13 protein-coding genes are annotated in these 14638 nt (G+C 36.1%); 10 read left to right on the top strand and 3 right to left on the bottom strand.

Annotated elements, in window-relative coordinates:
• Window positions 1-1389: a UDP-N-acetylmuramate--L-alanine ligase gene (gene murC, locus L6651_RS05340; protein WP_237036962.1), complete on the bottom strand. Its 1389-nt coding sequence runs from the start codon at window positions 1387-1389 to the stop codon at window positions 1-3.
• A gap of 248 nt (window positions 1390-1637) precedes the next feature.
• On the opposite strand from murC, the gene L6651_RS05335 reads away from it, so the two are divergent.
• The 10 genes from L6651_RS05335 to L6651_RS05290 all read left to right on the top strand — a co-directional run bounded on the left by L6651_RS05335 (window position 1638) and on the right by L6651_RS05290 (window position 13077).
• Window positions 1638-2558 carry an MSCRAMM family protein gene (locus tag L6651_RS05335; RefSeq protein ID WP_237036961.1) on the top strand — a complete coding sequence of 307 codons (921 nt, stop codon included), beginning with the start codon at window positions 1638-1640 and terminating at the stop codon, window positions 2556-2558.
• A gap of 54 nt (window positions 2559-2612) precedes the next feature.
• Window positions 2613-3500, top strand: coding sequence for a class C sortase (locus L6651_RS05330; protein ID WP_237036960.1), 888 nt, complete (start codon window positions 2613-2615; stop codon window positions 3498-3500).
• On the top strand, window positions 3500-4363 hold the full coding sequence (locus tag L6651_RS05325; RefSeq protein ID WP_237036959.1) for a class C sortase: 864 nt from the start codon (window positions 3500-3502) through the stop codon (window positions 4361-4363). The genes L6651_RS05330 and L6651_RS05325 overlap by 1 nt, the downstream gene beginning before the upstream one ends.
• Window positions 4350-5189 (top strand): class C sortase, encoded by an 840-nt coding sequence (locus tag L6651_RS05320; protein WP_237036958.1) that lies wholly within the window; start codon window positions 4350-4352, stop codon window positions 5187-5189. Before L6651_RS05325 ends, L6651_RS05320 begins: the two co-directional genes overlap by 14 nt.
• A 143-nt stretch (window positions 5190-5332) precedes the next feature.
• Window positions 5333-6721 carry a bifunctional UDP-N-acetylglucosamine diphosphorylase/glucosamine-1-phosphate N-acetyltransferase GlmU gene (gene glmU, locus L6651_RS05315; RefSeq protein ID WP_237036957.1) on the top strand — a complete coding sequence of 463 codons (1389 nt, stop codon included), beginning with the start codon at window positions 5333-5335 and terminating at the stop codon, window positions 6719-6721.
• On the top strand, window positions 6722-7297 hold the full coding sequence (gene pth, locus L6651_RS05310) for an aminoacyl-tRNA hydrolase (protein ID WP_237036956.1): 576 nt from the start codon (window positions 6722-6724) through the stop codon (window positions 7295-7297).
• A 15-nt stretch (window positions 7298-7312) separates the two neighbouring features.
• Complete coding sequence (mfd, locus tag L6651_RS05305; protein ID WP_237036955.1) at window positions 7313-10840, top strand: transcription-repair coupling factor; 3528 nt, start codon at window positions 7313-7315, stop codon at window positions 10838-10840.
• On the top strand, window positions 10840-12018 hold the full coding sequence (locus L6651_RS05300; RefSeq protein WP_237036954.1) for a SurA N-terminal domain-containing protein: 1179 nt from the start codon (window positions 10840-10842) through the stop codon (window positions 12016-12018). Before mfd ends, L6651_RS05300 begins: the two co-directional genes overlap by 1 nt.
• Before the next feature lie 135 nt (window positions 12019-12153).
• Window positions 12154-12432 (top strand): HU family DNA-binding protein, encoded by a 279-nt coding sequence (locus tag L6651_RS05295; RefSeq protein ID WP_237036953.1) that lies wholly within the window; start codon window positions 12154-12156, stop codon window positions 12430-12432.
• A 123-nt stretch (window positions 12433-12555) separates the two neighbouring features.
• Window positions 12556-13077 carry a DUF2156 domain-containing protein gene (locus L6651_RS05290; protein WP_237036952.1) on the top strand — a complete coding sequence of 174 codons (522 nt, stop codon included), beginning with the start codon at window positions 12556-12558 and terminating at the stop codon, window positions 13075-13077.
• 29 nt (window positions 13078-13106) lie between these two features.
• Here the strand turns inward: L6651_RS05290 and L6651_RS05285 are convergent, their stop codons facing one another.
• Complete coding sequence (locus tag L6651_RS05285) at window positions 13107-13502, bottom strand: hypothetical protein (RefSeq protein ID WP_237036951.1); 396 nt, start codon at window positions 13500-13502, stop codon at window positions 13107-13109.
• Window positions 13483-14580: a sulfurtransferase gene (locus L6651_RS05280; protein ID WP_237036950.1), complete on the bottom strand. Its 1098-nt coding sequence runs from the start codon at window positions 14578-14580 to the stop codon at window positions 13483-13485. The genes L6651_RS05285 and L6651_RS05280 overlap by 20 nt, the downstream gene beginning before the upstream one ends.
• Window positions 14581-14638: the final 58 nt, after the last annotated feature.

Here is a 14638-nt window from a genome sequence, read left to right as displayed (position 1 = left end):
CTACTTTACTATCATTTTTGCAAGTACATCTGGATTACCACATCCCGTAGTAATAACAGTGTCCTCTTCTTTTACATTTTCACGAATATATTTGCATGCCTCTTCAAATGTTTTTATATAGATGGCATTTACTCCATTTTCTCTAAGCTTTTCCACCAAGTCGATTGAGTGAATAGATGGATCAAACTTTTCCCTTGCGGCAAAAATTTCAGTTACAATAACCTCGTCACAGTCATTGAATGAATTTGCGAAGTCATTTAACAAATGCTTTGTCCTGCTGTAGGTGTGAGGTTGGAAGGCGCAGATAAGGCGGCCCTTCTTATGTTCTCCCAGTGCAGACATTGTAGCATTTATCTCTGTTGGGTGGTGTCCATAGTCGGTCATAATCATGGCACCGTTGTACTCTCCCACAACTTCCATTCTCCTGTGAAGGTTGTGGTAGTTTGAAATTGAATTTTTAATATGTTCTATGTCTATACCTGTTTCAAATGAAGTTATTATAGCAGCTGCTGCGTTATAAATATTATATCTTCCAATAATGCCTAAGTTGAAGTGATGGCGTCCAAAGCCATTTCTATCACTTGTTATGTTAAAGGAAGGATGGCCAACTTCGTCAAAGTCTACATCGGTTATATTATATGTCGCCTTTTCGTTTTCAACTCCGAAGGTAATAATGTCGCCCTTTATATGTTCCAACAGTGGAAGGCAGTTTTCGTCGTCAATATTTATAATTGCCTTTGAGTCCTCTGAAAGATTTTTCATGTAGCCAATAAAGGTACTAACAATGTGGTTTATGTCTTTGTAGTAGTCTAAATGGTCTTCGTCAATATTTAAAATCACTGCAAGGGAAGGGTAGTAGTATAAAATATTTCCCTTGAACTCACAGGCTTCAGTTAAAAAGTATTCGCTCTTGCCATTGTGCATATTGCCTTGAATTTCATCTAGCTTACCACCAAGTAGTATGGACGGATCCACATCCGCCTCAACAAGTATTTTTGAAATCATACTTGTGGTAGTGGACTTGCCATGGGAACCTGAAATACCCATGGAGTATTTATAATTTTTCATAAGTGCGCCTAGAAAAACTCCCCTTGATACCACAGGGCAGGAAAGCTGTCTCGCACGAACAAGTTCTTCATTGTCATCTAGTATGGCGTCGGTGTAGATAACTAGGTTTGGGTCTTCAATATTTTCTTTTCTTTGCCCAACATGAACCTTTACACCGAGGCTTCTTAAATTATCCAAGGTTTCAGAGTCATCTCTGTCAGATCCCGAAACTTCATAGCCATGAAAATTTAAAAGCTGCGCAATACCGCTCATGGAAATTCCACCGATGCCGATAAAGTGAACTTTTTTTATATTTTTATCTTTATAATCAAAATTAAACATATTTTCCCCCTAAACAAGAGTATTATATCATAATAGGACGTTGAGATTAAAGGAAAGAAGCTTTAAAAAGCGATTTGTTGAAATTTTGTAACAATTAGAGATGGATATTTTAAAAAATTAGGAAAAACTGACAAAAAACCTGAATTTTTTCAAATATTCATTGCATTTAAACGTGAAATGAATTAAAATATGAATTAAATAGAAATTAATTATAGCAATTGTCAACGTAATATTTTTAGGAGATAGAAATGAGAAATGTAAGTAAAAGGTTCTTGTTCATTCTAATGGCATCATTCTTACTTATAATTTCATCCGCATCTTTTGTACAGGCTTCAAATCAAATCGAAATTCATCTTAAAAAAGGTCCTACTGAAAGAGAGCTTAAAGATAGACAACTTAAGCTTTGGAAGATATCTGATGAAAAGATAAAGGAAGATTTAACTAAAAAGTTAAAAGAACTTGGAGAGATTGAAGATAGTGATTTAGGCAAAAAGTACGAAGTGAATTTTACAACTGATAAGTCTGACGAGAACGGTAAGATAGTTGTAAAAAATCTTGAAAAGGGAACCTACTATGTAAGAGAAGTAGGAGATAAAAAAGAAAAAACAGCTCCCTTTTTTATATTTATTCCAATGGATGATGATATAATCGAAACGAAAGTTGAGATTAAAAAGCCCACAGAACCTACAGAACCCACAAAGCCTACAGAGCCTACAGGAGAATATCATTTCTTAAAGGTTGACGGCGATGGAGAAAACCCTTTAAAGAATGCGGTTTTCAAAGTCAACGTTAAAAAGGGCGACTACTATGAAGATTATTTAGTGAATGGCAAGCCATACATTGTAAAATCTGACAGTAAAGGAAAGTTTGTGGTGGAAGGTTTACCTTATGGAACTTATTATCTAAAAGAGATAATACCTCCAGAAGGTTACAAAGTGCTATCAGAAACTATTAAGTTTGAAATCTCTGAAGAATCGGATAAGTTTGAAATTGTTATAAAGAACAACAAGGAAGAAACTACGCCTAAGGAAACAACACCGAAGGAAACCGAAAAGAAAGAAAAAAAGAAAAAGATTAAAGTTCCGAAGACAGGAGATATAACTCTAATAGTTATGATACTTGCAGGAGCTTTGCTATTCTACATCGGTAAAAAATTGATTAAGGAATAATTAGGGAGTGCATATAGCACTCTTTTCCTAATTATTGGACTGAATTGGAGAAAAATGGAAAAGAAAACTAAAAAGAAAAAGAGGAGTCAGCTTCCCTTTGTCCTTATTTTCATAGTGGGATTTTTAATTTTGTTATATCCACAGGTTTCTAGACTTTATTATAGGGTTCAGGCGGATCAACAAGTTAGAAACTTCGATGACGAAAAGAAAAAACTCGACGATGAAGAAATAAAAAGAAGAATTGAACTTGCAAAGGGATATAATGACAAATTAAATAATGTTATAACAGAAGACCCCTACGAAAAAGAGAAACAGGAAGAAGGGGTGAAAAATTATGCCAAGATGCTAGAGCTTCACGAAAAGATTGGTCACGTTCAAGTTCCCGTTATAGACGTGGACATTCCCGTGTATGCAGGAACGGCAGAAGAGGTTCTTCAAAAGGGCGCGGGCCACTTGGAAGGAACTTCACTTCCCATAGGAGGTCTTGACACTCACACAGTTATAACAGCCCACTCAGGTCTTCCTACAGCAAGGCTATTCACAGATTTATCACAATTAAAAATAGGAGATAAATTCTTCATACATAACTTGGAACAGACTCTTGCCTACGAGGTAGACCAAATAAAAATAGTTGAACCAAGTCAGTTTGAAGATTTGTTAATAGTTAAGGGAGAAGACTATGCAACCCTTTTAACTTGTACGCCTATAATGATAAACACTCACAGACTTCTTGTGAGGGGACATAGAATTGAATACAATCCAGCTGATGCAGCAGAAATGCAAAAAACTGGTAGAATTGGTCTTCTATATAAGTATGGATTCTTTGTAGATATTGCCCTTATAGTTGTTTTAATCTACTTAGATGTTAAGTACTTTAACAAGAGAAAAAAATTAATGCTAACTTTAAAAGATATAAAGTCTAAACATGGGGGTAGCCAGTGATGAAGAAAAAGAAAACTAAAAAGCTTCCCTTTATCATAGTCTTTATATTGGGCTTTGCAATTATGCTCTATCCAATCATATCTAGAATGTACTATAGAGTTGAAAGTGGGAAAGAGGTTGCAAGTTTCGACAAGAAGGCAAAGGAATTACCAAGTGAAGAGATTTTAAAAAGGATTGAACTTGCAAGGGCATATAATCAGACCCTAGACCCTTCAAAGCTTGCAGACCCCTACACCGAAAAGGAAAAAGAGGGGATAAAAGAATATGCGAGGATGCTTGAAATTGAAGAAAAGATAGGCCATATTGAAATACCTGCAATAAATCAGGATATTCCCGTCTATGCAGGAACTTCAGAGTCAATTCTTCAAAAGGGCGCTGGTCACTTAGAGGGCACGTCCCTTCCAGTTGGTGGAGCAAGTACTCACACCGTCATCACTGCCCATAGGGGACTTCCTACTGCAAAACTATTTACAGACTTAAACAAACTAAAGAAAAAGGATCAATTTTATATTCATAACATCGAAGGTGTTTTGGCATATGAAGTGGATCAGATAAAGGTTGTAGAACCTTCTGACTTTGAAGATGTACTTGTTGTAGAAGGGCAGGACTATGCGACGCTACTAACTTGTACGCCATACATGATAAATTCACATAGGCTACTTGTTAGAGGTCATAGAATACCTTATAATCCTCAAATACTTGGACCGGGTTCAGACGTGACTTCATTTGTAAAATATAAAGATTACTTGATGTTCTCTGTGCCAATAACAATAGTGCTTCTTGCAATATTTATATTCTTAAAGAAAGAAGTGAAGCTTCTTAATAAAAAAATAGGTGAAATAAGTAAAGATGAAGATAAGTAAGAGAAAAATATTTGGATATATTTTAATCCTAGTGGGAATAGGACTTCCTCTATCGAACTTTTTAAACATGAGTTACACGGAGATTACAAAGTCCCAGGAATTAAAAAAATATATTCAAACCTCAGTTAAAGAAGATGATAAAATAGAAAAAAACATAGAAAAATATAATAAGAATATCGATAACGAAGAGATTAACTTTGTGGATCCATTCTCAGACGAGGACTATGAGAGGCAGTACTCAATTTATAAAAATAATCCCGATAAGGAGTTTGGATTCATAGAGATACCAAAACTGGATATAAAGATGCCCATATACTTGGACGCCTCCGTTAGACATCTTGCTAAGGGAGCGGCGCATATAGATGGAACACATCTTCCAGTGGGAGAAAAGGGACGTTCAGTTATTGCAGGCCACCGTGGTTACTACAAGGACTTGATGTTCTTTCACCTTGACCTCTTGGAGAAGGGGGACCATGTGTATGTGTATAGAGGTGACAAGGTACTTGACTATGTGGTGGACAGTAGCGAAATAATCTTTCCATACGAATGGGAGAAACTAAAGCCAGTGGACAATGTGGATATGCTAACTCTTTTAACCTGTGAACCAAAGAGACCACCAAGTCCAAAGAGACTTCTTGTAAACTGTGTAAGGGTGCCTGAAGAAGATGAAGAGATTGACAGCGAAAAGAAAGTAGTTGTGAAGAAAGTGGAAGTTGATAGCTCCGTTAAAAGCACAAAGTATATTATTTACGGCGTAACGGCAGTACTATTATTGATGTTTTTAAGATTTTTATACAAATTAATCAAATATCTTATAAGAAGATAGGGCAGGGCAACCTGCCTTTTTAATTTTCATTAAAGTTTAAAAGGGTAAAATAAGTAGTAATTGTATTAAACATGAGGTTTCAGGTGGACAATTCATCGAAATAAATATATTATTAATATGAATTGAATTATGGAGGTAATATTTTGAATATTTCAATAATATTGGCAGCAGGTGAAGGCACTAGAATGAAATCAAAACATTCAAAGGTGCTTCACAAACTTATTAATAAGCCGATGATAAAATATGTTATGGACGCATGTGATGAGTGCGATGTAAAAAAGAAAGTACTTATTGCGGGAAAAAACAAAAATGATTTAGAAGAGCTTTTCAAAGACCAAGAACTTGTGATTAAGGAACAAAAAATTGGTCCAGAGTTTCCATATGGAACGGGCTATGCAGTAAGTCTTGCACTAGATGAAGTTTCAGATGACGATTCTGTTCTAATCCTTACAGGGGACGCTCCACTAATAAGGGGAGAGACTTTGAAAAACTTTATGGACTACCATAATGAAAAGAAATCTGTGGCAACAGTACTAACAGCCGTTGCAGAAGATCCTACGGGATTGGGCAGAATAATCAAAGACGAAGAAGGATATTTCTTAAAGATAGTTGAGCATAGGGACTGTACAGAGGAACAACTAAAAATAAAAGAATACAATTCTGCTAATATGATTGTAAATGGAGCTGCTTTAAAAAATGCCGTTTCAAAGCTCGATAGCGACAACGACCAAGGAGAGCTTTATTTAACAGACATCTTCCAAATCATTAGAGAGGATGGAGAAAAGATTTTAACTTTCCAAATCCCTGATGAAGAGGAAGTTCATGGAATAAATTCAAAGCTTCAACTTTCAGAGGCGGAAGAGGTTTTAAGAAAACGAATAAATGAAAAGTATATGCTAGAGGGCGTTGTACTTGAAAACCCTTCAAATATCTTTATAGAAGATGGAGTGAAAATCGGTAGAGACACCATTATTCATTCTGGCGCAAAGATTATGGGGGACACTACCATAGGTGAAGACTGTGTAATAATTGGTGACAGTACAATTTGCGACAGTACCATCGAAGACGGTGTAATTATAAAATCTTCCGTTATAGAAAAAAGCCATGTGGGAGAGGGCACAGACATTGGCCCATATGCACATCTTAGACCAAATTCAAAACTTGGAAAGCATGTTCACATTGGAAACTTTGTGGAAGTTAAAAATGCAACTGTAGGTAACTTTACAAAGGCGGGCCACTTGGCATATGTGGGAGATGCAGACTTGGGAGAACATATTAATATAGGCTGTGGTGCAATATTTGTAAACTACGATGGAATTAATAAACATCGTTCAAAGATAGAAGACAAAGCATTTATAGGCTCAAATGCAAATATAGTTGCTCCAGTTAACATCGGAGAAAAGGGATTCATTGCTGCTGGATCAACAATAACAAAGGATGTTTCTAGTGGCGACCTATCCATTGAAAGGGGCCAACAGGCAAATATCCCAGGATGGGTTAAGAGACATGAGGAAAGGAATAAAAAGAAGTAATTGAAATTAGTAGTAGGACTGGGAAATCCAGGACAAAAATATTTAAAGAATAGACATAATGTCGGTTTTATGACAATTGACGAACTGTCAAAGAGAAATAGTATCGACATAAACAGAGAAAAGTTTAGGGCGGGCATTGGCGAAGGACGCATTGGAAGGCAGAAGGTAATACTTATGAAGCCACTTACCTACATGAACAATTCGGGAATGGCCGTGTTAGACTGTGCAAATTACTATGACATTTCCCCACGAGACATTATAGTCATAACTGACGACATCGACATACCTTGGGGTAGTATTAGAATAAAACAAAAGGGTTCGGCGGGAAGTCACAATGGAATGAAATCCATAATATACCATCTAAACTCACAGGACTTTCCAAGGGTAAAGATTTCCGTAGGGAAAAAAATTCCGCAAATGGACCTGGCGGACTTTGTGTTAAGTAATTTTACACAAGAAGAACAAAAAATATTAGATCTAGAAATAGAAGACGCAGCAAAGGCTGTTGAATTATTAATAGATGACAGACAGGATGATGCCATGAACCTTTACAATGGCATTAACCACAGTGAATAGTGATTGGATGAAGAGATGAATTTTTTTACAGATACACTAAAAAATTTAACAGAATACCAAAAACTTTCAGAAAGCTTAAAACTTGAAAAAAATTCAATATATCTTCATGGAATCGTTAAGGAAAATTTATATCATTTAGTTTACTCAATCTATAAAAACGAGGGCAAAAATATTTTAATCGTCACTGAAGATGAGACGGCAGCAAAAAAACTTGTGGACGACTTAGAAGTGGTGGACTCAAGTATAGTTGAACATTTTCCAGAAATTGAACTGAACTTCTACAACTTTTCATCCTTAGAAAAGAAGAACGAAGATCAAAGGCTTAAGGTGTTAAATAGGCTTATGGAGGGGCGTCCCTTCATAACCGTTGCAAGCTCCAGGGCCATTCAAAGAAAAATTACAAAGAAAAATCGCTACAAGAACATGACCTTGGAGATTGAAGTTGAAAAGACTTTGGACTTAGATGAGCTTTCGGAAAAATTAATAGAGTTAAACTACGAGAGAGTAAGCATAATCGAAGGCAGAGGGCAATTTGCCATTAGAGGTGGAATTGTGGACATCTATCCAATACAGGAAGAATATCCTGTAAGGATAGAGCTCTTTGATGATGAAATAGATTCCATGCGTACCTTCAACATCTCTGACCAGAGATCGGTTGAAAAGATAGACAGGGTCAAGGTTGTTCCTGCAAGGGAATTAATTCTTGACTCAAAGATTAGACAAAAGATTATAAAGGGACTTTGTAGAGACCTTGATATAGCAGAGCGCTCCACTATGTATGGAGTGGACAAGGACAAGCTGATTGAAAAGTATGGCGACATTTTAGAGTATATAGAAAACGGATATGAGATTTCAAATCCGGACTTAGTTGTGCCTTATTTGAAGAAAGTGGACTACAATAACATAGTTGACTATCTTCCAAAGGACTCTGTAATTATTGTGGATGACATATCTAGAGTGTACGACAGAAATAGCGAAATCAATCAGATTTTTAAGGAAGACATTGCCTATAGAATGGAAAAAGGCGAGGTGTTTATCACCCATGAGGATATTTTTATAGAGTTTAAAGAGATTATAAAATCCATTATGGACAACACCGTTTTAAATGTAACGCCACTTTTAAAAAAGACAAGGCTTTTAGATCCGAAAGAGGAAATTCTTATAGAATCTTCCGAAGCCATGAGCTTCAATAGAAACATGGATGTGTTGCAAGATCACATCCATAGTCACACCACTAGGGGAGAAAAGTTTGTAATCTTTGCCGGTTCGCAGGACAGGGCAATTTCAATACTAAACTTATGTCAAGACAAAAAGTTAAACGCGACCATTGTGGAAGACTTTGACTCAAAGCTCTTGACGGGAATGATATATATTCTTCCATCCAATATGCCCAGGGGTTTTGAATATAAAAGACTTAAGTTCACTTGCTTAACCACTAGGGAAATCTATGGCAAGGAGAAGAGAGGTTCAAAGAAGACTGCAAAGAAGAGGACCTCCTCTGAAATAATAAACTACTCTGACCTTGAAGCTGGAGACTTTGTGGTACATGAAAACCATGGTATTGGTCAATATCAAGGCATTGAACAGATTAATGTACAGGACACTAAGAAAGACTACTTAGTTATTACCTACAGAGGTAATGATAAATTATATATTCCAACAGACCAGATGAATTTGGTTCAAAAGTATGTTGGAACAGGCTCCGACAAGGGACCTAGACTTAACAAGCTCGGCGGAGCTGAGTGGCAAAAGGCAAAACTCAAGGCGAAAAAATCAGTGGAGACCATTGCACAAGAACTTGTAGAGCTTTATGCAAAGAGGTCAAAGCTAGAAGGTTTTGCCTTTGACAAGGACGGCAATTGGCAAAGGGAGTTTGAAGAGGACTTTATTTATGAAGAGACTCCAAGCCAACTTCGTTCAATTGCGGAAATAAAAAAGGACATGGAATCCAAGAGGCCAATGGATAGACTGCTTTGTGGTGACGTTGGATATGGAAAGACGGAAGTTGCCATTAGAGCGGCGTTTAAAGCAGTTATGAACGAAAAGCAAGTTGCCATTCTGGTGCCAACTACAATCCTTGCTCAGCAACACTACAATACCTTTATTCAGAGGATTGGCGACTACCCTGTGGAAGTTGAAATGCTTTCAAGATTTAGAACACCAGGCCAGCAAAAAAAGATTATAAAGGACGTTGAAAGAGGTCTTGTGGATATAATAATAGGAACCCACAGGCTACTATCAAAGGACATGGTGTACAAGGACCTTGGTCTTTTAATCGTGGACGAGGAACAGAGGTTTGGAGTAAAGGACAAGGAAAAACTAAAGGCCTTAAAGGAAAATGTAGATGTGTTGACCCTTTCTGCAACGCCAATACCAAGGACATTACAGATGGGGCTAGTGGGAATAAGGGACATGTCCACCTTAGACGAACCACCTGAAGAGAGATTTCCAATCAATACTTATGTTATAGAGTACAATGAAGGGATCATTAGAGATGCCATTTTAAAAGAAATGGACAGAGCGGGCCAGGTGTACTTTGTTTACAACAAGGTGCAAGACATTGAAGAGATGTCATATAAACTACAAGAGCTAGTTCCAGACGCTCGAATTGCCATTGCCCATGGACAGATGTCGGAAAGGGAATTGGAAAATGTAATGCTTGACTTTGAAGATGCAAAGTATGACATTCTCCTTTGCACCACTATTATTGAAACGGGCATGGACATACCAAATGTAAACACCATGATCGTATATAACGCAGACAGGATGGGACTTTCGCAGTTATACCAACTTAAGGGTAGAATAGGAAGGTCCGACAGAACTTCATTTGCATATTTCACCTATGAAAAGAACAAGAGTATATCTCAAGTGGCAGAAAAAAGGCTTATGGCCATTAAAGATTTTACGGAGTTTGGATCTGGGTATAAGATAGCCATGAGAGATTTAGAGCTTAGAGGCGCGGGAAATATTTTAGGAGAGGTACAATCTGGACATATTTCCGCCATAGGTTACGATCTTTATGTTAAACTATTAGAGGAGACTCTAGGAGAAATTAGAGGAGAGAACAAAAACAAAGTCAGAATGTCGGAAGTTGAAGTGGATATTAAGATGGACGCATACATTCCATCCTCATACATCTCCGACGCAAGTGAAAAGATAGAGATGTATAAAAAGATTGCATCCATAATTGATGAAAATGACTATGACGAACTCATTGAAGAACTTATAGATAGGTTTGGCGACTTGCCAAAGCCTGTTCAAAATATTATGGACATTGCCCTAACTAAGTCTTACAGTGCAAAGGCAGGTTTCATAAGAGTGTTTGAAAAAGAAGGTTCCTTTGGCCTTGAGTATAGTGATAAGAAAGAACTCAATTTGGATGAATTAAAATATATTAGCGAAAACTTTGAAGACAGCATGAACTTTGACCTTGGTGAAAATCCAAAGATATTTGTTAACTCTAAAGATTTAAAACCAGTAATAAGACTTTTAGTTCTGATTTTAAACTTTGATAATATTAATAAGAAAAAGGAAGGTAATTAATGAAGAATTTTACAAAAAAAATATTAATGGGAGTACTTACCACCTCATTATTATTAACGGGATGTGGTAAGGCAGGAAAGAAACCAGCAAATGCAATTGCAAAGGTTGGAGATGAATATATTTCAGCCGACCAAGTAGAGGAGTACTTTAACTACTATAAAGAGCAAATGGCAATGTTTGGACAAGCTCAAAACTTTGATGAAGAAACAGAAGAAGGCAAAAAGGCCGTTGCAGGAATCAGAGGAGAAATTTTAAATTCTTTAGTTATGCAAGAAAAGACAGTTTCACTTGCTAAAAAAGAAGGAATCAAGGTTACTGACAAAGAAGTAAATGCTTCAATTGACAACCTAATTGAACAAGCAGGTGGAGAAGAAGCCCTTGAAAAATATTTAAAAGACACTGGACAAACAGAAGAAGAGTTTAGAAAAGAACAATACAAATCTTTTGAAAAGCAAAACTATTTAACAAAACTTGACGAAAAATTAAAAGAAAAGTTTAAGCCAAAAGACGAAGACATCAAAAAGAAGATAGAAGAAGACAAAGACACTCTACTTCCTGTTTACAATGCAAACCACATTCTATTTTCAACAATGGATGAAAATGGTCAACAAATAACAGACGAAGCAAAGATTGAAGAAATAAAACAAGAAGCTCAAAAGAAGCTTGATGAAGTAAAGAGCGACAAAGATAAATTTGAAGCTTCCTTCAAAGACTACAAAGAAAAAGAAGAAAAAACTGCTTCAGGAACAGCTATAAGAGCTGAAGAGTTAGGAAACTTTAATGGCGCAGACATGGTTCCAGAGTTTGCAGAAGCAGTTGCAGCTATGAACCCTGGCGAAGTTAGCCAAGAGCTTGTTAAGTCACAATTTGGTTTCCACATAATCCAAGAGATTTCAAAGGCAACTACATTTGACGAACTTGACAAGGACTTCTACGAAAACCAAATTAAGGCTAAGTACGTTGACATGGTATTAGAAGAAGAAATTTCTAAATTCAAACAAGAAGAGACTGACAAGATTGACGTTGAATTCTTCGACAAAGATGGCAAGGTTGTAGAAGACGCTGCAAAAGCAATTGCAAGCTTTGACTTCAGTAAGATAGGTCCTAAGGAAACACAAAATGAAGATGCAACAGATGGACCACGAGTAATAGAGGAAAAAGAAGAGGCTACAGAATAAAATAATAAATTAAGTGGAGAGGTAATAAAAAATTAAAAACTATTACAAAAAATAGCATAAAACCTTGAAACTTTGCTTTTATTTAGATATAATCAGAAAGAATGATACATTCAAGAGAATATTAGGAGGAAATAAATGAATAAAGCAGAATTATTAAGCAAAATGGCTGAAAAGAGCCAATTAACTAAAGTTGAATCAGAAAGAGCATTAAATGCATTTATTGAAACAGTAACTGAAACTCTAGCAGATGGAGAAAAAGTTCAATTAGTAGGATTTGGTACTTTCGAATCAAGAGCAAGAAAAGCTAGAGAAGGAAGAAACCCAAGAAATCCTGAAGAAGTTATTAAGATTCCTGCATCAAATGCACCAGTATTCAAGGCTGGAAAGTCATTAAAAGAAGCAGTTAATAAGTAATTCAGTAAGGCAACTCTTAGGAGTTGCTTTTTGTTTTGAAATTTTTACAAAATACATCATGGCGAAATAGTTTAATTATGCTTTATATGCTAAAATAAATACATAAAGTCCAGGAGGCTCGAGATGATATACGAAATTAAAATTGACAAATATGTAAATGACAGATTCAAAGTTTATAAAGCAGAAGATGATAGTCTAGTTGTTGTTGGCGAAAAGGTTGGCGACCCGGGATCATACTTTGATGCATTTGTAAACGAAACCGTTTCAAGGGGAGCGGAGTTTGTGTTTTATGATGAAACTAAAAAAGAAATTCTTAGAATAAAGAGACATTTCTACAGCGAAGACAAGAAATATGTTTTCTTTGAAGGTGAAAAGGAAACGGGACATATTGTTTCAAGACTTGAAGGTTCAGACATACTAATAGACTTTGACTATAAAAATATAGAAGAGCATATGTCTTTGCCTAAGGGAGCAAAAGAATTTTACGTTGAAGGCCTTGGAAGGATAAAATCTTTGAAACAGGGTTTCAAGCCATATGAAAAGATGGAAATTCAAGTTGAACATGAAAAAGATTTTAAACTACTAATGGCCATAGCAGTTTATATTTGGGATGTGTTCATTAAAAACAAGGTGGCATTTGTATAATAAAAAAAGTCCAAGGAGAAATCCTTGGATTATTTTTTTAAACGCATATCTAATTTAAAAATCTGTAATACTGCTATGGCTGTGAACAAAAATCCTTGATAGTAGTAGTCGTACTTAAACTTTGGAATAAGTTGATTGAATAGCAGTGCTATTACAACAATCAACAGAAACATAAAAATATGATCCGAAGTTATTTTAGTTTTCTTGCCCTTTTGCAAAAGAAAAACTGAAAATATTAAGATAGCAACTATTAGCCAAAAATATATTTTTATATTCATACCATCAAGTACATAGTTCCTATAGACCATATGCCTCATAAGGCCCATTTTGTTTAAGGAAAAATAATTGAATACAAGTGCCACTATTATAAGTAGCACTTGAATTACTGAAATTATTATATAGGATTTATTTCGCTGCCTTATCATTTGATAAGTCTCCTACCTTTTCATACTTAACATCTGATGAGTTTGGGTCACCAACTTGTGCTTCTAAATCATCATGCATTTGCCATTCATTCCATCCACCGTCAAATAGAGTTACATCGTAGCCTCTTTCGTACATCATTAGGAATGGTGTTGCAGCTCTCCAGCCGGTTCCACAGTAGAATGACATATCGTTTGAAAGGTTAATTCCATTGGTCTTCCACTTTGCAACCACTTCTTCAAAGTTTCTAACAGTTGAGTCTTCGTTCCAGTAGTTTTCCATTCCACCATTACCTTGTCCAGAGTCTCCCCATTTTGCACCCTTTGGTTCTCCAGCCTTTGGAATGTATGAATAACCTGATGTTTCACCAAGCCATTCTTCCTTTGATCTTACGGAAACAAGTTCAAAGTCCTTGTCGTCTTCTAACTTTTTAACGGCGTCATCAAGACTTAATATATATTCTGGGTGAGCAGGTGTCTTTACACCAAAGTCTGTTTCAGATTCTGGTTTAACAGAACCTTCTTCAGTTGGAAGTCCCTTTGCTTCCCATGAAGCAAGTCTACCATCGATTATCTTAACGTCTTTAACTCCCATATAAAGTGCTGCCAGTGCAACTCTATCTGCACCTGTGTCAGGACCGTAGATTAAAAGAGTCTTGTCAGCTGTAATACCTAAGTCTAAAAAGTTCTTTTCAAGTTCTTCTGGAGATCTTAAGTTCCAAATTGGTCCTTCTTCAACTAAATCGGTGTTAATGTGAATTGCTCCAGGGATGTGCTTAGTTAGATAGTCAGGGCTATCCTTTTCTTCTCCCCAAGTAACTTCTGCAAGAACATAATCTTTTTTATCTGTCTTGTCTAAAAAGTCCTTTGCCCAGTCTACATCAACATAAACTCTTTTTTCTTCAACTACAGGTTGTATTTCAACGCCTGCATTGTCATCAGCTTCTGTAGCTTCAGTTTCAGCTTCAGTTGCTTGTGTGCCTTCAGTAGCATATGGTTCAACGTCATTTGCCTTATTACAAGCTGTAAAAGTAAAAGCCATTAATGCTACAATTGCAAATAATTTAAAATACTTTTTCAAATAAATTCATCCTTTCTATTTTTATTCAAATCATATTTTACCCTATTTTAACTTCTTA

Source organism: Mediannikoviicoccus vaginalis, from assembly GCF_928097925.1.
GTDB classification, from domain to species: domain Bacteria; phylum Bacillota; class Clostridia; order Tissierellales; family Peptoniphilaceae; genus Mediannikoviicoccus; species Mediannikoviicoccus vaginalis.
This window is presented reverse-complemented; position numbering and strand designations above follow the sequence as displayed.